The following is a 17,404-nucleotide window of genomic DNA, read 5'->3' on the forward strand; positions in this document are numbered from 1 at the left end:
GGCGGGATGCGACCGGCACTACGGATCGGTGAACGTCTGCGTACCGACGGTCTTTCCGGAGACGGTCACGGGTGCGGGTGCGGGTGCGGGTGCGGACGCGGGTGCGAGCCGTGAGGTGACGAAGGCGCGCTGCGCCTGGCTCGCGGCCAACGACTACGGCCGGCTGAAGGTCAACGGCAAGGACGACCCGCTCCGTCTGGACCCGGACAGGGACGGCCTCGCCTGCGGAAAGGGCGACCTGAGGACGGGGTGACCGGCGGCCGGGAGACGAAATTCGCCTGGGGGGGGCGCGCGGCGCCGTGTTGTCCCCGGCGTCCTCGTGGGGCCGGGCGGGCGCCGCGACTTCACCGGGATGTCAGTGGCCCGCCCTATCATCGGTTCCGAGTGTTCCCGATCACAGCTCTACGCTGCGATCGTGGTCGGCAGCGCGAGGGGGGCGTTGATGTTCGACGTGGAATCAGGGACCCGGTCCGATGTGCCCGGGGTGCGGGGGATGGCGCGGCTGGCGCGGGGGCTGCCGTCCGGCGTGGAGGTGTTCCATCTCCGGCCCGACGGCCGGGTGCTCCTCGCGGACGGGGAAGGGGCCCGGGAGCTGGGGCCGAGCGAGGAGTTCCTGCGGTTCATCGACGAGGGGCAGTTCGCCCACTATCTCGTCGGGGACGCCCGGACGTCCCCCGAGCGGCCGTCGAACGCGACGTTCAAGCTCGGGGTCGTCGGACCGCGCAGCGCGTTCACCCCGCACGCGCACGGTGGGGAGCACATCGTGCTGAGCCTCGGGCACGCGTCCTGCGGTCTGTACGACCCGGTGCGGCGCCGGGTCGCCGACGTACGGCTGTTCCCCGGGGCGATGATCCGGATACCCGAGATGATGCCGCACTCCTTCGCCAACCGGGGGGCGAAGCCGCTCAACATCCTCGCCGCCAACACCGGTTTCGGTATCGACCACGAGGACTACGCGATCACGGCGGACGAGGCCGAGCGGCGCTGCGCGGATGCGGATACGCGTGCCGGTGCGGGAGCTGACGTGGAGGCGGGGGCGGGGACGGCTCGTCCGGCCTCGTCCGCGGGCGGCGGTCAGGTCACCACCGTGGACCGGGCCCCGACCGTCGGTCAGGTGGCCACCGACTACGGGAGCCTCGCCGCCGCGCTGCGCGAGATCGAGCGCCTTCAGCGTGCCGGCGGGATCGGTGCCGTCGGCGCACGCGAGCGGATCGCCGCCGTGCTGCGGCGCGCCGCGGCCGTGCTGGAGGGGCCCCGATGATCTGTCCGCACTGTGACCAGAGCCTGCTCCAGCGCGAGCGCACGGGCCGTACCTGCTCCAAGTGCAACCGGCAGTTCGCGCTGGACCCCAAGACCAACTCGCTGCGGCTGAGCGACGTACGGATCCGACGTGTCGTCGCGAAGCTCACCGACGGCGGCCGGACCCGGATCACCGTCAACCAGCTCTGGTACGCCCTGACCCGCAAGGAGACCAAGCGGGGCAGCGGCCGGGCCGGTGCCGTCGGATGTCTGGCGGCCGGGCTGCCCGTCACGCTCCTGCTGCTGGTCGGCGGGGGGTCCGCCGGCGCCGGGGTGGTCGTGTTCCTCGGCTTCCTGCTCGGCGCCGTCACGATCCTCGTGTACGTCTCGTCCCTCAGGCGCCGACACCGCGCCGTCGAGGAGCACCCTCTCAGCCACTTCCGCTCCACCTCGATGAGCCTGTGGACCTCGGTCTACGGATCGCTCCCGTCCGGCGTCGTGGACGAGCGGCACTTCCGGCACCCGGAGCCGCCCGCACGGCCCCGGGCCGTGCTGCTCTGCGGTGACGCGAGCATCGCCGTCTTCCTCGCGGCCAACGGGATACCCGGGAGATTCGGCATAGCCCTCGTCACCCGCGCCGACCAGGTGGCGCCCGGTTCCGTGCCGGTGATCGTGCTGCACGACGCCGATGTGAAGGGCAGTCAGTTGGCCCAGGACATCCGTGCCGCTCTGCCCGGCCGGCGCGTCGTCGACGCCGGGCTGCCGCCCCGGGCCGTCATGAACGCGCCGGGCGCCGTACCCGAACGCGGGCCTCAGCCGTCGTCCGGGACGCTGGACCGGCTGCGCGCGAGCGGGACGCTCACCGACGCGGAGCTGGAGTGGCTGGCGAAGGGGTGGACGAGCCCGCTCGGCGCCGTGCCGCCCGCCAAGCTGCTCGCCGCCGTCATCCGCGTCGTCGAACGCGTCACAGGAGCCAAGGACGCCGATGTGACGAAGGCCGAGGCGGTCGGATTCCTCACCTGGCCCGGCGAGGCCGCCACATGACCGGCGGCGGGGCCGTCGACCGGGCCGGTGACCGGCTTCTCGACCGGGCCGTGGACGCCGTGCTCGACCGCGCCCTGCTCACCGCCGTGAGCCGGGCCGGGGCGCCCGCCCGGATCCGTTTCACCGAGCGTCAGCTCTACTACGAGACCTGCCGGGTCCTGCGTCCCGTGCGTGCCGTGCCGCGCGCGGTGCCGCTCACCCCCGCCCCGCCCGTACGGTACGAGCGGTTCGCGGAGGCGCTGCGCCGGCAGACGGCGCGGGGGAGACTCCCCGGGCTGCTGCCGCCCGTGGCGCCCGAGCCAGGGCCGGAGCCGGAGAGGGAGCGTGACGGCGACCTGGCCGGGGCGCGGTCCGGCGTGCCGCCACGGGCGTCCGCCGAGCCGGATCTTCACGACTACGGGCTGCCCCGGCTGCTGATCTGCCAGAGCCGGTCCGTCGCGCGCATGCTCCTCGCCAACGATGTGCATCTGGAGGCCGCCTGCCCGGTGTTCGCCGCCGCCGACCTGCCGCTCGACCCCCGGCTGACCGCCGGGCTCGGGCGGGTCGAGAACGCCACCGTGCATGTCCTGCACGACGCGAGCGTGGCGGGCATCGCGCTCACCGCGCGGGTGCGCGCCGCGCTCCGGGACCCGGCCCCCGGTGTCCGGGTCGCCTCGATGGGGCTCGTACCCCGGCACGCGGTGGCGCTGCGTCTCCTCTCCGGGCGCGGGGGCGACGCGGAAGCGGGAGACGGGCACACGCGGCTCGCCGCCGTTCTGCCGTCCGCGCTCCAGGCCCGCGAGCTGGCATGGCTCGCGCGCGGGCGCTCCGCCGAGGTGGAGTCCGTCCCCCCGGCCCGGCTGCTGCGCACCGTCCTGAGACTGGTGCGCGGACCGAGGACCCCCGACCACTCCGTGTGGACCGGCCTGCGCGAGCTGCGTACGACGGGCTTCATGACCTGGCCGGTGGACCCGGCCCGGCGACACGAGGACAAGAGGCGATGAACCGGCCACGCGAAACCCCGTACCGGGACGAACTCCTCGCCGACGGGAGCGTCCACCGCACCTACGAGTCCGGCCGTGAGGAGTGGCGGCGGCGCGACGACGGCACCCTCGTGCGCTGGCACGACAACCAGGGCGCCTCAGGCACCGACGAACTGCTCGGCGACCGGATCATCAAGCGCCGGTACGCGGACGGCACGGTCACCTACGGCCGGGACATCGGCTACGGCCGTACCGTCTGGGGCCAGGGCGAGTCGGTGATGGTCAACAGGACTTCCTTCGGCGGCCGGATGGGCGTCGTCCTCGGCGGCATCGGGCTGGCGGCCCTCACGGTCACGGCCGCGCAGTTCCCGCCGGCCGCCCTCACCCCCGAAGAGGAGGAGGCGCTGCGGCAACAGCAGCAGGCGGCGGGCCAGGGCCCCTCCGGCGGTGGTGACACGGGCGGCGGTGACGGCGGTGGTGACGGCGGCGGCGGTGACTGGGACGCCGGGGACGGCTGGGGCTCCGACGACGGCGGCGGCTGGAGCGACGACGACTTCGGATGACCGGCCCCGGGGCGACGGACGGCCTCCCAGGAGACGGACGCCCCCGGAGACCACCCGTCCGGAACGGAGAGCAGCGAGACGAGAGGAGGGGTGACCATGGCGCGTTTCTGTGCCTGCCTGGCGGCGACCCCCGAACGGGCGCGGTCACACCTCGCCGCGATGGGCGCGGCCGTACGGTACGACGCGGGCGCCGGCGGACCCGGCGCGGCGCTGATCCACGACGAACCGGGCCACGCCACAGGACCGTTCACCGCCTGCGGCCGTACCGCCGTGGGCGAGGTCACACTGCACAACCGGCCCGAGCTGTTCGCCGCGCTCGCCCGCTCCGGCGCGCCCGCCCGGCCCGACTGCCCCGACGGGGAGCTGCTGCTGCGCTGCTGGGCGCGGCTCGGGGCAGCCGGGATCCGGCTGGCGGAAGGCATGTTCGCGCTCGCCGTGCACGACGAGGGTGACCTCGTCCTGATCCGCGACCACGTCGGCGCCCGTACGCTCTTCTACGCCCGCGCCGACGACTCCTGGGCCGCCTCCACCTCTCTGCGCGCCCTGCGCCGCTGGCCCGCGCTCCCCACCGGGCTCGAACTGGCCGCCGTCCGCTCCTTCCTGACCTTCGCCTATCTCCCCGGCGAGGAGACCCTGCTGCGGGGGGTACGGGAAGTTCTCCCCGGCCGCTGCCTGCGCCTCGCCGACGACGGGACGCTGACGGAGGAGCACTACTGGGAGCCCGAGGAGCGGATCGGCCACGGGCTGAGCGCGCGGTACGAGGGCGGCGACGCGCCCGCCGAGGAGTACGCCCTGAAGCTACGCGGCCTGCTGGAGGAGGCCACGGCCCGCCGGCTGCCCGACGCGCAGGCCGTGGCCGTGCTGCTCTCCGGCGGCGTCGACAGCTCGCTCGTCACCGCCCTCGCCGCCAAGCTGCACGCACACCCCGTCCACACGTACTCGATCAGCTTCGGCGACGAACTCCCCAACGAGCTGGGCTACTCGGGCCTGGTCGCCACCCACTGCCGCACCCGTCACCGCGTCCTCAGCGTCTCGGGCGCCGCCGTCGCCGCCCGCCTCGCGGAGGCCGCCGCGCTGCTGGACAGCCCCGTCGGCGACCCGCTGACCGTGCCCAACCTGATGCTCGCCGAGGCCGTGGCGGCCGACGGCCCGCGCGTCGTCCTCAACGGGGAAGGCGGCGACCCGGTGTTCGGGGGCCCGAAGAACCTGCCCATGCTGGTGTACGAGATGCAGCGCGGCGACATCGCGGGCGGGGCCACCGAGGACGCGGCGGACGCGGCGGACGCGCGCGAGAACGCGTATCTCCGCTCGTACCGCAAGTGCTTCACCGACCTCCCCGACCTGCTCACCGCCGACGCGCTGGACGCCTTGGAGGGGCTGCCGCGCCCGGAGCGGTTCATCACCCCGTATCTGCGGCCCGAGGCCAGGGACGGCCGGATGGACCATCTCCTCAACCAGCTTCTGCACTGCAATCTGCGCACCAAAGGCGCCCACCACATCCTCACCAAGGTCGAACGGCTCACCGCCTCCCAGGGCGTCCAGGGCCGCTCCCCGCTCTTCGACCGCCGGGTGGTGGACCAGGCGTTCGCCACGCCGCCCCGCTGGAAGCTCAACGGTGACATCGAGAAGTGGGTCCTCAAGGAGGCCGTACGGGACCTGCTGCCCGCCACGGTCGTGGACCGGCCCAAGAGCGGCATGCGCGTACCGGTGCAGCAGTGGCTCGGCGGCCCGCTGCGCGAACTGGCGGGCGATCTGCTGCTCGGCAGGGAGGCACGGGCCCGGGGGCTGTTCCGGCAGTCCACGGTGCGCGCGTGGATGAAAGGGCAGGGCGCGCTGCTGCCCCGGCAGGGCGGCAAGCTGTGGCTCGTGCTCACGCTGGAGCTGTGGCTGCGCGCGTACGACGTGACGTGAACCCGACGGGCACCCGTCCACCACCCGTCCGCCACCCGTTCGATTCGATGGAGGCACCTTGAAGACCGACGCCGACTCCCGCACGGTGTCCTTGACGGACCCACGGACCGGCCGGACCCGGGGCAGCTCCCCGGTGGGCCGCGCGCCGCAGGTCGCCGCCGCCGTCACGGCGGCCCGCCGGGCCTTCACGAGCTGGCGGGCGCTGACCCCGAGGGAGCGCTCCCGGCGCCTCGACCGCCTCGCCGCACTGATCGAGGAACACGCGGACGCCTACATCGCCGCCGAACGGGCGGGCACGGGCAAGCCCGCGCACGAGGCCGCCGGAGAGGTGGAGAACGCGGCGGACCTCTTCCGCTTCTACGCCTGGGCGGCGCGCACCCGGTCCGCACCGGCGGCGGGCGGCTTCGTCGCGGGTCACGAGAGCTGGGTCCGCTGGGAACCGCTCGGTGTCGTCGGCGTCGTCGTCCCCTGGAACTACCCGCTGATGATGGCCGCCTGGCGGTGCGCGCCCGCCCTCGCCGCCGGGAACACGGTGGTGACGAAACCGGCCGAGACCACCCCCGACTCCCTGCTGCTCCTCGCCGCACACGCACGGGAGGCGCTGGGCGAGGCGGTGGCGCAGACCCTCCCCGGCGACCGTGAGACGGGACGGCTGCTGGTGGCGGCGGACGGTGTCGACGCGCTCGCCTTCACCGGCAGCGCGGCGGCGGGCGCCGATGTCACGGCCCGCGCCGGGACGAAGCGGGTCAGCCTGGAGCTCGGCGGCAACAGCCCGGTCCTGGTCCTGCCCGACGCCCCCGACGACACCTGGGCGGAGCTGGCGCGGGCGACGACGTACAACGCGGGGCAGAGCTGCGCCGTACCCGCGCGGGTGATCACCCTCCGGGACAACCACGCGTCGGTGGTCGCCCTGCTGACGGCGGCGATGCGGGAGCGCGCGGCGGGCCGGGACTTCGGACCGCTCAACAACGCGGACCAGGCGGCCCGTTACGACCGGATCGTCGGCGCCTCGGCCGCCCGGGCGAGCGCTGAGGGGGAGTTGGTGCTCGGGGCGGGCGAGGAGGGCGGCTTCTGGCGTCCGGCGCGTGTCCTGGCGGAGCTGCCCGACGACGATCCGGCCGTGCTGGACGAGGTGTTCGGCCCGCTGCTGACGGTGCAGGCGGCCGACGGGGTCGAGGAGGCCGTGACCCTGGCGAACGGGGTGCCGCAGGCGCTGGCCGCGAGCGTCTGGACCAGCGATCTGGAGACCGGGCTCGCCCTCGCCGGGCGGCTGGACGCGGGCGAGACCTGGCTGAACTGCCATCTCGTGCAGACGGCGGAGCTGCCGCACGGCGGCCGGGGCGCCTCGGGCCACGGTACGGATCTCAGCACGCTGGCCCTGCACGAGTACCAGCGGCCGAAGACGGTCACGGCCCGGATCCGGCAGCCGGGGGCCCTCAGGCCGAGCTGACGGCGCCGGGGGCCGTCACGCCGAGCCGACGTCCCCCGTGCGGGCGGTGCTGATCGTGGCGAACGCGCCCCACAGCACTGGCGAGTGCTCGACCGTACGCAGCGCGCGCCACGCCGCCAGACACTCGCGCTGCCAGTCGCCATGGGCCAGGACCGCGTCGTCCTGCTCGTGCGCGGCGTCGATCGCGCGGACCGCGTCCTGGAGCGGGTGCGATGTCGGCGCCGCCCCGCCGATCCGGTGGAAGGCCAGATCGGTGGGGAGCGTCCAGCGTCCCGTGGTGACGGTCTCGGCGCCGCCGTGCACCATCGCCGTGGCCAGCCCGAACGCCTCGCCGAACCGCAGGTCCCCGCCGCTCTCACAGGCGATCAGCGCCACACGGCTGGGGATCGGCCACCGCTCCCGGCCGGAGGTGTGCGCGGTGTCCGCGTCCGGCGGCCCGTCCGTTCCCGGCAGCCCGTACCCGCCCAGCAACAGGTCCTTCGCGGACAGCGGCCGGTGCGCACGGACCGGCGGAGCGAAGCCCACGGTCCCCGCACCGCAGGCCAGATGGAGCTGGGCGTCCTCGCTCTGCCCGGTGGCGGGGGCCGCCGCCGTCACATGGCCGACGTACAGCAGCCGCGAGGCGCCCGCCCTCAACGCCGCGCCCAGCCATTCCCGGTCCATGTCGGTACGGCGGAACGCCTCGACCGGGTCCGCCACTTCAGGCCGCCAGCGCCCTTGCGCCAGGTACCCGGCGACCATCCCGGCCACCGGCGCGTCCGTCGTCATCCGGCCCAGCACCGAGCCGAGCGCAGAGTCCGCGCGGAACCCGGGCACCCGTGGATCCAGGACGCCCACGACCGGCAGATGACGGGAGTCCGCCCACGCCCTGGCCGGCCGGCCGGCGGCGTGCACGACGCTCGCCGGGGCCAGCAGACTGAGATCGGCGATCTCCACCAGACGCACGTCCGGGTCGGGCGCGAGGAGTTCCCAGGGAACCTGCGCCACCCGTGGCGACGGCTGTATCCGCAGATGGGGGCGGATACCGCGCCGGTAGAGCTCGTAGAGCTGCTGGGCCAGGCCGTACGGGAGGAAGGTCCGCGACAGCAGCTCGGCCAGGGCGAGTTCGCTCCGGTACGAGGCGAAGGCGCCGTCGGTCAGCGCGTGCGCGGGCGGGGCGGCGCCCGCGTCGGGCAGGGCGTCGTTCAGCGCCGTGATCGCGGCGGTGAGCTGGGCACGGGGAACGATCCCGATACCGGTCGCGGCCAGATCGTGCGTCCAGCGCCAGGAGATGTAGAGATCCCCGGCGTCCGCCATGCGCACCAGGGCGGTCGGCCGGGCCAGGGGGGCGTTCACCATGTCGGCACCACCCTGGCGGTACGGATCCGGGCGCCGTAACGCGCCTCGGCCTGCGCGAGGTAAGCGGCGAGGGCGACCGTTCCGGTACGGGTGAGGGCGAGCCGGGGCGGCGGGTCGACCGGCAGCCCCGCCTCCGCCGCGACCCCGGCGAGGGCGGCGCCGAGCTGGAAGGCGTCGCCGGGCTCCTCCGGGTGGGGAGAGGCGGCGTTCATCCGGCCGGGGAACGTCAACGGGTGCAGGAAGTCGGGCGGTTGGAGCCCCGGGGGACCGGCCCCTGGGGCACCTGTGGTGCCTGCGGCCTCCGAGGCACCTGGGGCCCCTGGGATCCCCGCGTCGTCGGGTGGGCCGGCTCGCAGCGGGGTCCCCGCGCACCGCGACTCGATCAGCTCCGCCACCAGATCCGCCGCGCCCGCGCGCACGGCCAGCCGGAACGCCAGCCGCATCGCCGGCTCCGCGAGCGCGCGCCGCCACCGCTCCCGCTGCGCGCCGCCGGCCAGCGTGAACCGCACCGCGTCGAGGGCGAGCGCGGCCGGTACGGCCAGGCCGACCGCCCGGCCGAGCAGGGCGGCGCCCGCCGGGCCGACGGCGGCGCCGGGCACGGTTCCCGGTACACGGTCCGCCAGCAGCGTGGCGTGGAAGAAGTCCGTCTGAGCGCGCCGCAGCCCGAGCCCGCTCGCCATGAACGCCTCCTGCGCCCGGTCCAGTTGCGCCTCGCTCTCGTCGTACCGCCGCCGGGCGTGCAGACCGGCCGCCAGCCGGACGCGCACCTCGGCGGCGCCGATCGGCGCCCCGCACGCCTCGAACCGCGCCAGGCTCCGGCCGTACAGCTCGACCGCGCGGGCCTGATCCCCGCGCAGCGCGGCCGACAGCCCCAGCAGGTCGAGACCGAAGGCCGACTGGCGGTCCATCCCGGCCCGGTCGAAGAACTCCTGGCTCGCGGCGAGCAGCGGCTGCGCCTCCGCGATCCGGCCGGAGCGCAGACAGAGCTGCGCCAGGCTCTGCCGTGTCTCGGCGACCCCGGAGGGGGTGTCCGACGCCTCGAACGCTGCGATGGCCTGGTGCGCGAAGTCCTCACCGAGGTCGGGCCGTCCGGTGGCGAGATGGACCGCCGAGAGATTCATCAGCGGACGCCCGGTCAGTGCGGGACGGTGCCGCAGCACCACATCGAGGGATTCAACAGCCAACTCGTGTGCCCTGGACCACTCTTCGCGCTGGATGGTGAGGGCGGTGAGCGCGACCAGAGTGGCGATGAAGAGATCGGCGGTGTCCTCGGGAAGGATCTCGTCCTTCGGGTCGAGCAGTTCCCTGGCCTGTTCCAGGGTGTACAGCGCCGCGCTCAAGTCGCCCGTGTTCAGCAGGGCCTGGGAGAGATTGACCAGGGCCGACGCCCGCATCGCGGTGACGGCCGCCGCGATGACGGGGTCCTCGGCGGCGACCGTCCCCGCCAGCCGCTCGCAGAGCCCGAGCGCCTCGCGGAACGAGGCGACGGCGGCCGGGTGGTCGCCCATCCGGTCGGCCGTGCTCGCCCGGTTGACCAGGGCCCGCGTACGGAGGTCGAGGGTTTCCGGATGGTGGGCGGCGGCCTCGGCCGCCTGGTCGAACCGCGCGAGGGCGACGGGGAACTCGCCCCGGAGGAAGGCGTCGTTCCCCGCGTCGATGAGCGCGGATATCCCGGACATCGCCCGTTCGGTGGGGTCAGTGGGTACGGAGGCGGAGAGGTGGTCCGTGTCCGGGGCGGCCGGGGAGGGCCCGTCGGCCGCCATCAGAAGTCCGAGTCGTCGGAGGACGCGGCGATCTCCGCCCGCAGCGGCGCACCGTGACCGGCCGGGGAACCGCTCCGCGCTCCCGCCAGCCGCGCGCGGGCGAGGTCCCGTATCCGCTCCCTGGCCGGACGGTCCCCGGGCCCCGGCCGTACGGGCGGCGGGCCGAACCCCGGGAGGTAGACGTCCACCGCCATCCCCGCACCCGGAACCCCCTCTGTGCCGCGCACCTGAGCGTCGCCCAGCCAGGCGTCGGCCACCCGGCGCAGCCCGATGTCCAGCGGATCGGCCACCCCGCTGACGGCGGCGCGGGGCGTCAGCCGCAGGTCCGCCGGGGGCGGTCCGGGCGCGGCGACGACCTGCACCATGACGGTGGTGCGCGCGGCGGCCCGTACGAGCTGCCAGGACACGGCGCGCTCCGAGGCGTCGACCAGCCCCGGCGGACACCGCCGCCAGTCGGAGCCGCCCATGCCGCGCGCGAGCGTCAGCCCGTCCGCCGAAGTCCCCGGATCCCCCGAAGTCCCCGGACCGGAGGAGGGGCCGGGACCGGCCGTGAGCGCGTAGTCGCCGGGGCGGGGGAGCGGCTGCCCGGTGCCGGCGGTGGCACCCGGAGCGGCACCCGCCGGCTCCGCCGGATCGTCCCGGCCCGCGAAGAGCGGATCGCACGCCTCGGTCAGCTCCACGATCTCCCGGTCGAGCAGCCGCTCGTCCAGCGCCGGGATGGAGTCGATCACCGAGGCGGGCCACCAGCGCGCCGCCCAGTGCGCGTACGCGAGCCGGCGGGCGCTCTCGGCCAGCGCGGGCTGCGCCGGTTCCGTACCGCCGACCACGCCGCCGCCATCCGCCAGGGCCAGCGCGACCCGCTCGCCGTACACCGCCCACACCCACTCCTGGGCCAGACCGGCGTCGTCCAGCACGGCCACCGGCGGGGCCTCCAACGCCAGTACGCTCCAGGTCAGATGGCCGCCCGCCACCTCCAGCACGGCGACGTCCACGCCCGGATCACCGTCCAGCACGCTCGGTCCGGCCGCCGGGTCCGGGGCGATGAGATGCAGGTCCTCGGCGCGGCTGATCCGTACGGTGGCGGCCATCAGAGGGTTCCTTCCGGTACGGAACGGGTGCTGAGGGCCCGTCTGACCCGGCCCCGGTGGTCGAGGATCACCGAGCGCGCGACCCCGTCCAGGACGTCCCACAGCTCCGCGAGATCGTCCATGGGCGCCTCTCGCACATCGCGCCCGTGCAGCCGTACCCACAGCCGCCGCAGATACGCCCGCCACGGGGCACGGAGGTCTTCCGCGATCCGCGCGAGAGGTTCCGCCACGGGTCCTCCCAGGGGCCCGCCCTCGGAGCCGCCCTCGGAGCCGCCCTCGGACTCGCCCTTCGCACCGGAAGGGGAGAGCGCGAGCCGCCGTGCCTGGAGGACGTACGCCTCGCGCCGCCAGCGGCTGTTGACGATCCGGTGTGCCCGCGTCGGGGCCTCCGTATCCACCACCTCCGCCGATGCCGCGCCCAACGGGTGCAGTCCCAGGGCGAGTTCGGTGCCCACGGTCGCGGCCACGCGCAGCGACTCGTCGGACAGCGCCCAGGGTGCGCAGCTCCGGGCGATCTCGCGCCGCACCAGTTCGGGTACGGGGGCGAGTCCGGCCCGGTCGTGCGACGCGTGCAGCACGCTGAAGACCCGCTCGTGGACCGTACGGTCGAACGGTGGCCCCATCGCCGAGGTCGAGGCGGACCCGCCCAGCCCGGGGGCGGCCGGCACCGGGCGCGCGGTCAGCCCCAGCTCCCGCGCGGGCCGCCCCGGACGCCCGGGCGTGTCCCACAGGGCGTGGCCCGCCGCCGTTCCCGCGGCCCCGGCGACCAGCCGCAGCAGCGCCGCACCGCCGTCGCGGCCGTCCGTGCCGGGACAGGCGTCGAGCACGTCCCGTACGGCGGGCGGCTCCGCCCCCGGAGTGGCCGGAACACGCGGGTGCGCACGGTGCCGGTCCGCCCACGCGCGCTCCAGCGCCGCGGTCAGCTCGCCGTGGTGGGCCGGGTCCGTGACGTACTCCCGCAGCGCCCGTGCCGTACGGCCGCGCGCGGATCCGTGGACCTCGCGCAGCGTCTCCTCGGCGGTCGGGCGGCCCGTGGCGGCGTCGGGCGCCCCCAGGGTGGCGGCCAGTTCGAAACAGCGCTGGAAGTAGAGGTCCTGCGGGTGCCCCTCGGTAAGGCGCAGCTCCCGCCTTACCCGCTTGAGGAGGGCGAACCACGCGGCCGTCGCGCGCAGCGTGTCGCCCGCGGCGTGGACGAGCGTGGCGAGCAGCGCCGCCCCGTCGGCCGTCACCAGCGGGCCCGCGCACCGGGGATGGAGGACGGGGCGGATCACCAGCGGGTCGAGGACGAGCTTCACCGTACGGCTGAGAGGACCGCCCTGCGGGCCGCTGAGCGCGCCGACACCGTCGAGTTCCCGCCACACCTCGTCGAGGACCATCGCCCGTGGCCGGACCCCCCGCCCCGCACCCACCCCTGTCGGCATGACGTCAGGCTAAACGCGGGCCCCGGCGGCGCCAAACCTGGGATCGGTAGGCGGACGGCCGTTCCTACGGTCCTCGTAACGGCCCCTCGGGGGCCCTCGGGGAAAGAAGGACGTGACCATCATGAAGAAGCTCATCCGGGCCCTGGCCCTGCTGTTCCTCCTCGGCTCGGTCGGCTACTACCTGTGGAACGGGTTCACCCAGGAGACCGAGGAGGGCTTCGGCTTCCTCGCCTGGGTCGGGCCGCAGATGATCGCGCCGATCCTCGCGTGCACGGTGGTGCCCCTCGCCTTCGCCTTCACCGGCGACAGCGTGATGGCGGCGTTCTCCGGACGTAACAGCGCCGCCTTCCGCGACGGTCTGATCGGCGTCGGGACCGTCACCGGGACCCGGCCCACCGGGATGTCCCTCAACGACCAGCCGGAGCTGCGGATCGACCTGTCGGTGCAGGGTGCGGACGGTGCCACGTTCGCCTCGTACGCCCGGCTCGTCGTGCCGATGACGGACGTCGCCCTGTTCCAGCCGGGCACCATGCTGCCGGTCCGCTATCTGCCGGGCCGTACGGACAAGGTGGAGATCGACCGCACCGGCGACACGGCCCAGGCCCAGCACGCCCTGAACGAGGTGATGGTCCGCCAGGGCCTCACCTCCCGGGAGAACCTTCGGATCGCCGAACGCGGGGTGGCCGCCCAGGCGGTGGTGCGCTCCCTGGAGGTGCCGGGGGAGCTGCGCGGCGGCAACCCGCGGCTGGTGATCGGTCTGGGGGTCACCCGCCCCGACGGCACCGGCTTCACCACCGAGGTCGTGAAGTACCTGCCGCCGCGCGCCGTCCAGCATGTCCAGGTGGGCCGGGTGGTGACCGTGCACTATCTGCCGGACAACGAATCCGCCCTGGTCATCGCGTTCCCCGCGAACGCCTGAGCGCCAGGGCGGTGCTCAGAGGCGCAGGCCGCCTTCGAGGCCGTCGAGGGCCTGGTGGAGCAGGGCCACCGGGTTGCCCTGGCAGCCGTGCTCGCCCCAGTGGAGGGTGACCTCGCGCAGCGCGCTGAGCACGGCGCCGACGAAGACCCGCAGGTCCAGGTCGTCGGGGCGCCGGCCGGTGCGCTCCGCGAGGACGTCGGCGAGGAGCTTCGCCGTCACCGACATGGTCTCGGTCATCCGCGCCCGGACGGCGGGGACCCTGACCAGCAGCCGTGTCCGCTGGGTCAGCTCCTCAGGCTCGTGGGCCATCGACCTCTCCAGCACCTCCGCCATCACGGCGCGCAGCGACGCGAGCGGGGACTCACCGGCCGGCCGCTCCCGCAGCGACGACGCGATCGCCGGGTCGTACGCGTCGGTGAGGACGATGTCCTCCTTGGTGGGGAAGTACCGGAAGACCGTCGAGGGGGAGACCTCGGACGCCTCCGCGATCTGCTCGACGGTCGTCGCCTCGTACCCCTGCTCGGTGATCAGCCGGTAGGTCGCGCGGCGGATCGTCACGCGTGTCCGCAGCTTCTTGCGCTCGCGCAGGGTGAGCTGGGAGAGCTGCTTGTCGAGGGGGGTGTGAGAGATCGCGGCCATGTCTCTCATTGTCGTGCATCTGCCACCCCCTGGACCCCGTCACGACGCTCTCCGGTCATGTGCCGGAGCCGTGGCGGCCCTGATCCGTCCGACGCCTGGCGCGTGGCCGCTCCGGCCGCCCCCTCCGCTCAGGAGTGTTGCGAGGCGACCAGCGAGATACCGACGAAGTGCACGACGAACGCGGCGAGGGTGAAGGAGTGGAAGACCTCGTGGAAGCCGAACCACCGCGGTGACGGATTCGGCCGCTTGAGCCCGTAGATCACACCGCCCGCGCTGTACAGCAGGCCGCCGACGATCACGAGGACCAGGACGGCGATCCCGCCCGTACGCAGGAAGTCGGGCAGGAAGAAGACCGCGGCCCACCCCATCGCGATGTAGCACGGCGTGTAGAGCCAGCGCGGGGCGCCGACCCAGAAGACCCGGAAGGCGATGCCCGCCGCGGCCGCCGCCCAGACCGCCCAGAGCAGGGTCCGGCCCGTCGAGTCCGGCAGCAGCAGCATCGTCAGCGGGGTGTACGTGCCCGCGATGATCAGGAAGATGTTGGCGTGATCGAGGCGGCGGAGCACGGCCTCGCCGCGCGGGCCCCACTCGCCGCGGTGGTAGATCGCGCTGACGCCGAAGAGCAGACAGGCCGTCAGGACGTAGATCCCGCACGCGATCCGGGCGCGGGTGGAGCCGGTCAGGGCGATCAGGGCCAGGCCCGCGACCAGGACGGCCGGGAACATGCCCGCGTGCAGCCAGCCGCGGAGTTTCGGCTTGACCGGGATCGGCAACGACAGGAGCGCGGCCGGCCCCCCTTCGCTCAACGGGGGGTTCGCGGGCGCGTCGGGCGCGGCAGGAGTCATGGGGTTCATGCTACCTACGGCTCCGTAAGTTACGTCCCGGTACGGAGGGTCGGCTCCGTTAATTCCGCCACGGCCGGGGCGGTCGGCGCCCGGCCGCCTCCCCGTGCCGCGCACATGGCGCGAGGGTGCCTTTCCGGTGCCGTACGTACGCCCTTCATGTGTCCCCGGGGTGCTCCCGGAGTGGCGATGCTCACGTGTGCGGCCCTCTGGACATATGGGCGGATGGGTCGGATGATCAAATGAGTGCGGTCGGCACCGGATGAGCGGCTACGAAGCATCCGGGTCGGAGCCCCCAAGGGGCAGACAACCTCAAAACCCCTCACCAAGGAGCGATCGTGGCGCGCGACAACGCGGCTCCCAGCACCTCCAGCATTTCCGGCACCACCCTCGGCACCGCCTCCGGCGCGGCGCCCACCGCTCACCAGGGCCTGATCTCCTGGGTGGACGAGATCGCCGCCCTCACCCAGCCGGACAGCGTGGTCTGGTGCGACGGGTCCGAGAGCGAGTACGAGCGCCTGTGCGGGGAGCTCGTCGCCAAGGGCACGTTCAAGAAGCTCGACGCGGGCAAGCGGCCCAACTCGTACTACGCCGCCTCGGACCCCTCCGACGTGGCGCGTGTCGAGGACCGGACCTTCATCTGCTCCGAGAAGGAGGAGGACGCGGGCCCGACCAACCACTGGAAGGCCCCCGCCGAGATGCGGGAGATCTTCACAGGGGAGGACGGTGTCTTCCGCGGCTCGATGCGCGGCCGGACGATGTACGTCGTCCCGTTCTGCATGGGCCCCCTCGGCTCGCCGCTCTCCGCGATCGGCGTCGAGATCACCGACTCCGCGTACGTGGCGGCGTCCATGCGCACCATGACCCGCATGGGACAGCCCGTCCTCGACGAACTGGGCTCCGACGGCTTCTTCGTCAAGGCCGTCCACACCCTCGGCGCCCCGCTCGCCGAGGGCGAGGCCGATGTGCCCTGGCCCTGCAACTCCACCAAGTACATCTCGCACTTCCCGGAGTCCCGCGAGATCTGGTCGTACGGCTCCGGCTACGGCGGCAACGCCCTGCTCGGCAAGAAGTGCTACGCCCTGCGCATCGCGTCCGTCATGGCACGCGACGAGGGCTGGCTCGCCGAGCACATGCTGATCCTCAAGCTGACGCCCCCGCAGGGCGAGCCGAAGTACGTCGCGGCGGCGTTCCCCTCCGCCTGCGGCAAGACCAACCTCGCCATGCTGGAGCCCACCATCTCCGGCTGGACCGTGGAGACCATCGGCGACGACATCGCCTGGATGCGGTTCGGTGAGGACGGCCGGCTCTACGCGATCAACCCCGAGGCGGGCTTCTTCGGCGTCGCGCCCGGCACCGGCGAACACACCAACGCCAACGCCATGAAGACCATGTGGGGCAACTCGGTCTTCACCAACGTCGCGCTCACCGACGACGGCGACGTCTGGTGGGAGGGCATGACCGAGGAGCCGCCCGCGCACCTCACCGACTGGAAGGGCAACGACTGGACCCCCGAGTCCGGCACGCCCGCCGCCCACCCCAACGCCCGCTTCACCGTCCCCGCCGGACAGTGCCCCATCATCGCGCCCGAGTGGGAGGACCCCAAGGGTGTCCCGATCTCGGCCATCCTCTTCGGCGGCCGCCGCGCCTCCGCCGTGCCGCTGGTCACCGAGTCCTTCGACTGGCAGCATGGCGTCTTCCTCGGAGCCAACGTCGCCTCCGAGAAGACGGCGGCCGCCGAGGGCAAGGTCGGTGAGCTGCGCCGCGACCCGTTCGCCATGCTGCCGTTCTGCGGCTACAACATGGGCGACTACATGGGCCACTGGGTCAAGGTCGGCCAGGACGCGGTACGGAAGGACGGCGGCGCGAAACTGCCGAAGATCTACTACGTCAACTGGTTCCGCAAGGACGACAAGGGCACGTTCGTCTGGCCCGGCTTCGGCGAGAACAGCCGCGTCCTGAAGTGGATCGTGGAGCGCCTGGAGGGCACGGCCGAGGGCGTCGAGACCCCGATCGGCATCCTGCCGACCAAGGAGTCCCTGGACACCGAGGGTCTGGCGCTGTCGGGGGCCGAGCTGGACTTCCTGCTCTCCGTCGACAAGGACGTCTGGCGCGAGGAGGCGGCTCTCGTCCCCGAGCACCTCAACACCTTCGGCGACCACGCCCCCAAGGAGCTGTGGGACGAGTACCACGCCCTGGTCGCACGCCTGGGCTGACGCCCGCTC

At 73.9% G+C, this 17,404-nt stretch carries 15 protein-coding genes; 9 read left to right on the top strand and 6 right to left on the bottom strand.

From position 1 onward, the window contains the following. The 7 genes from ACIQ7D_RS22465 to ACIQ7D_RS22495 form a co-directional block, all read left to right on the top strand. Positions 1 to 253 (top strand): hypothetical protein (locus tag ACIQ7D_RS22465; RefSeq protein ID WP_403940157.1); only part of this gene is annotated, 253 nt, incomplete at its 5' end. Between the two features lie 189 nt (positions 254 to 442). After that, positions 443 to 1,261: a cupin domain-containing protein gene (locus ACIQ7D_RS22470; protein ID WP_403940158.1), complete on the top strand. Its 819-nt coding sequence runs from the start codon at positions 443 to 445 to the stop codon at positions 1,259 to 1,261. Further along, positions 1,258 to 2,283 carry a hypothetical protein gene (locus ACIQ7D_RS22475; protein ID WP_403940160.1) on the top strand — a complete coding sequence of 342 codons (1,026 nt, stop codon included), beginning with the start codon at positions 1,258 to 1,260 and terminating at the stop codon, positions 2,281 to 2,283. The genes ACIQ7D_RS22470 and ACIQ7D_RS22475 overlap by 4 nt, the downstream gene beginning before the upstream one ends. Then, on the top strand, positions 2,280 to 3,266 hold the full coding sequence (locus ACIQ7D_RS22480; protein ID WP_403940161.1) for a hypothetical protein: 987 nt from the start codon (positions 2,280 to 2,282) through the stop codon (positions 3,264 to 3,266). The genes ACIQ7D_RS22475 and ACIQ7D_RS22480 overlap by 4 nt, the downstream gene beginning before the upstream one ends. Further along, a complete protein-coding gene (locus ACIQ7D_RS22485) occupies positions 3,263 to 3,808 on the top strand; it encodes a hypothetical protein (protein ID WP_403940163.1) in 546 nt (181 codons plus the stop codon). The genes ACIQ7D_RS22480 and ACIQ7D_RS22485 overlap by 4 nt, the downstream gene beginning before the upstream one ends. Before the next feature lie 96 nt (positions 3,809 to 3,904). Continuing rightward, entirely contained in the window at positions 3,905 to 5,719 is a 1,815-nt protein-coding gene (locus ACIQ7D_RS22490; protein WP_403940165.1) for an asparagine synthetase B family protein, read from the top strand. 58 nt (positions 5,720 to 5,777) lie between these two features. After that, complete coding sequence (locus ACIQ7D_RS22495; protein WP_403940167.1) at positions 5,778 to 7,169, top strand: aldehyde dehydrogenase family protein; 1,392 nt, start codon at positions 5,778 to 5,780, stop codon at positions 7,167 to 7,169. Positions 7,170 to 7,184: 15 nt separating this feature from the next. Here ACIQ7D_RS22495 and ACIQ7D_RS22500 read toward each other — a convergent pair whose 3' ends face one another. From ACIQ7D_RS22500 to ACIQ7D_RS22515, 4 genes are read right to left on the bottom strand one after another with little or no spacing between them, the layout of a single operon-like run. Next, positions 7,185 to 8,507 carry a CHAT domain-containing protein gene (locus ACIQ7D_RS22500; protein WP_403940169.1) on the bottom strand — a complete coding sequence of 441 codons (1,323 nt, stop codon included), beginning with the start codon at positions 8,505 to 8,507 and terminating at the stop codon, positions 7,185 to 7,187. Beyond that, the gene (locus tag ACIQ7D_RS22505) at positions 8,501 to 10,270 is read right to left on the bottom strand and encodes a hypothetical protein (RefSeq protein ID WP_403940171.1); all 1,770 of its coding nucleotides are present in this window, start codon (positions 10,268 to 10,270) and stop codon (positions 8,501 to 8,503) included. Before ACIQ7D_RS22505 ends, ACIQ7D_RS22500 begins: the two co-directional genes overlap by 7 nt. Further along, the gene (locus ACIQ7D_RS22510; RefSeq protein WP_403940173.1) at positions 10,270 to 11,358 is read right to left on the bottom strand and encodes a hypothetical protein; all 1,089 of its coding nucleotides are present in this window, start codon (positions 11,356 to 11,358) and stop codon (positions 10,270 to 10,272) included. Before ACIQ7D_RS22510 ends, ACIQ7D_RS22505 begins: the two co-directional genes overlap by 1 nt. Next, entirely contained in the window at positions 11,358 to 12,779 is a 1,422-nt protein-coding gene (locus ACIQ7D_RS22515; protein ID WP_403940175.1) for a hypothetical protein, read from the bottom strand. The genes ACIQ7D_RS22510 and ACIQ7D_RS22515 overlap by 1 nt, the downstream gene beginning before the upstream one ends. Positions 12,780 to 12,900: 121 nt before the next feature. On the opposite strand from ACIQ7D_RS22515, the gene ACIQ7D_RS22520 reads away from it, so the two are divergent. After that, complete coding sequence (locus ACIQ7D_RS22520; RefSeq protein ID WP_403940176.1) at positions 12,901 to 13,698, top strand: hypothetical protein; 798 nt, start codon at positions 12,901 to 12,903, stop codon at positions 13,696 to 13,698. A 15-nt stretch (positions 13,699 to 13,713) separates the two neighbouring features. On the opposite strand, the gene ACIQ7D_RS22525 is transcribed toward ACIQ7D_RS22520, so the two are convergent. Together ACIQ7D_RS22525 and ACIQ7D_RS22530 are read right to left on the bottom strand one after the other, a co-directional pair. After that, positions 13,714 to 14,337 (bottom strand): TetR/AcrR family transcriptional regulator, encoded by a 624-nt coding sequence (locus ACIQ7D_RS22525; RefSeq protein ID WP_403940178.1) that lies wholly within the window; start codon positions 14,335 to 14,337, stop codon positions 13,714 to 13,716. A 128-nt stretch (positions 14,338 to 14,465) separates the two neighbouring features. Continuing rightward, the gene (locus ACIQ7D_RS22530; protein WP_403940180.1) at positions 14,466 to 15,182 is read right to left on the bottom strand and encodes a hemolysin III family protein; all 717 of its coding nucleotides are present in this window, start codon (positions 15,180 to 15,182) and stop codon (positions 14,466 to 14,468) included. Between the two features lie 335 nt (positions 15,183 to 15,517). On the opposite strand from ACIQ7D_RS22530, the gene ACIQ7D_RS22535 reads away from it, so the two are divergent. Then, on the top strand, positions 15,518 to 17,395 hold the full coding sequence (locus tag ACIQ7D_RS22535; protein WP_403940181.1) for a phosphoenolpyruvate carboxykinase (GTP): 1,878 nt from the start codon (positions 15,518 to 15,520) through the stop codon (positions 17,393 to 17,395). Positions 17,396 to 17,404: the final 9 nt, after the last annotated feature.

Source organism: Streptomyces sp. NPDC096310, assembly GCF_044763125.1.
Lineage (GTDB): Bacteria > Actinomycetota > Actinomycetes > Streptomycetales > Streptomycetaceae > Streptomyces.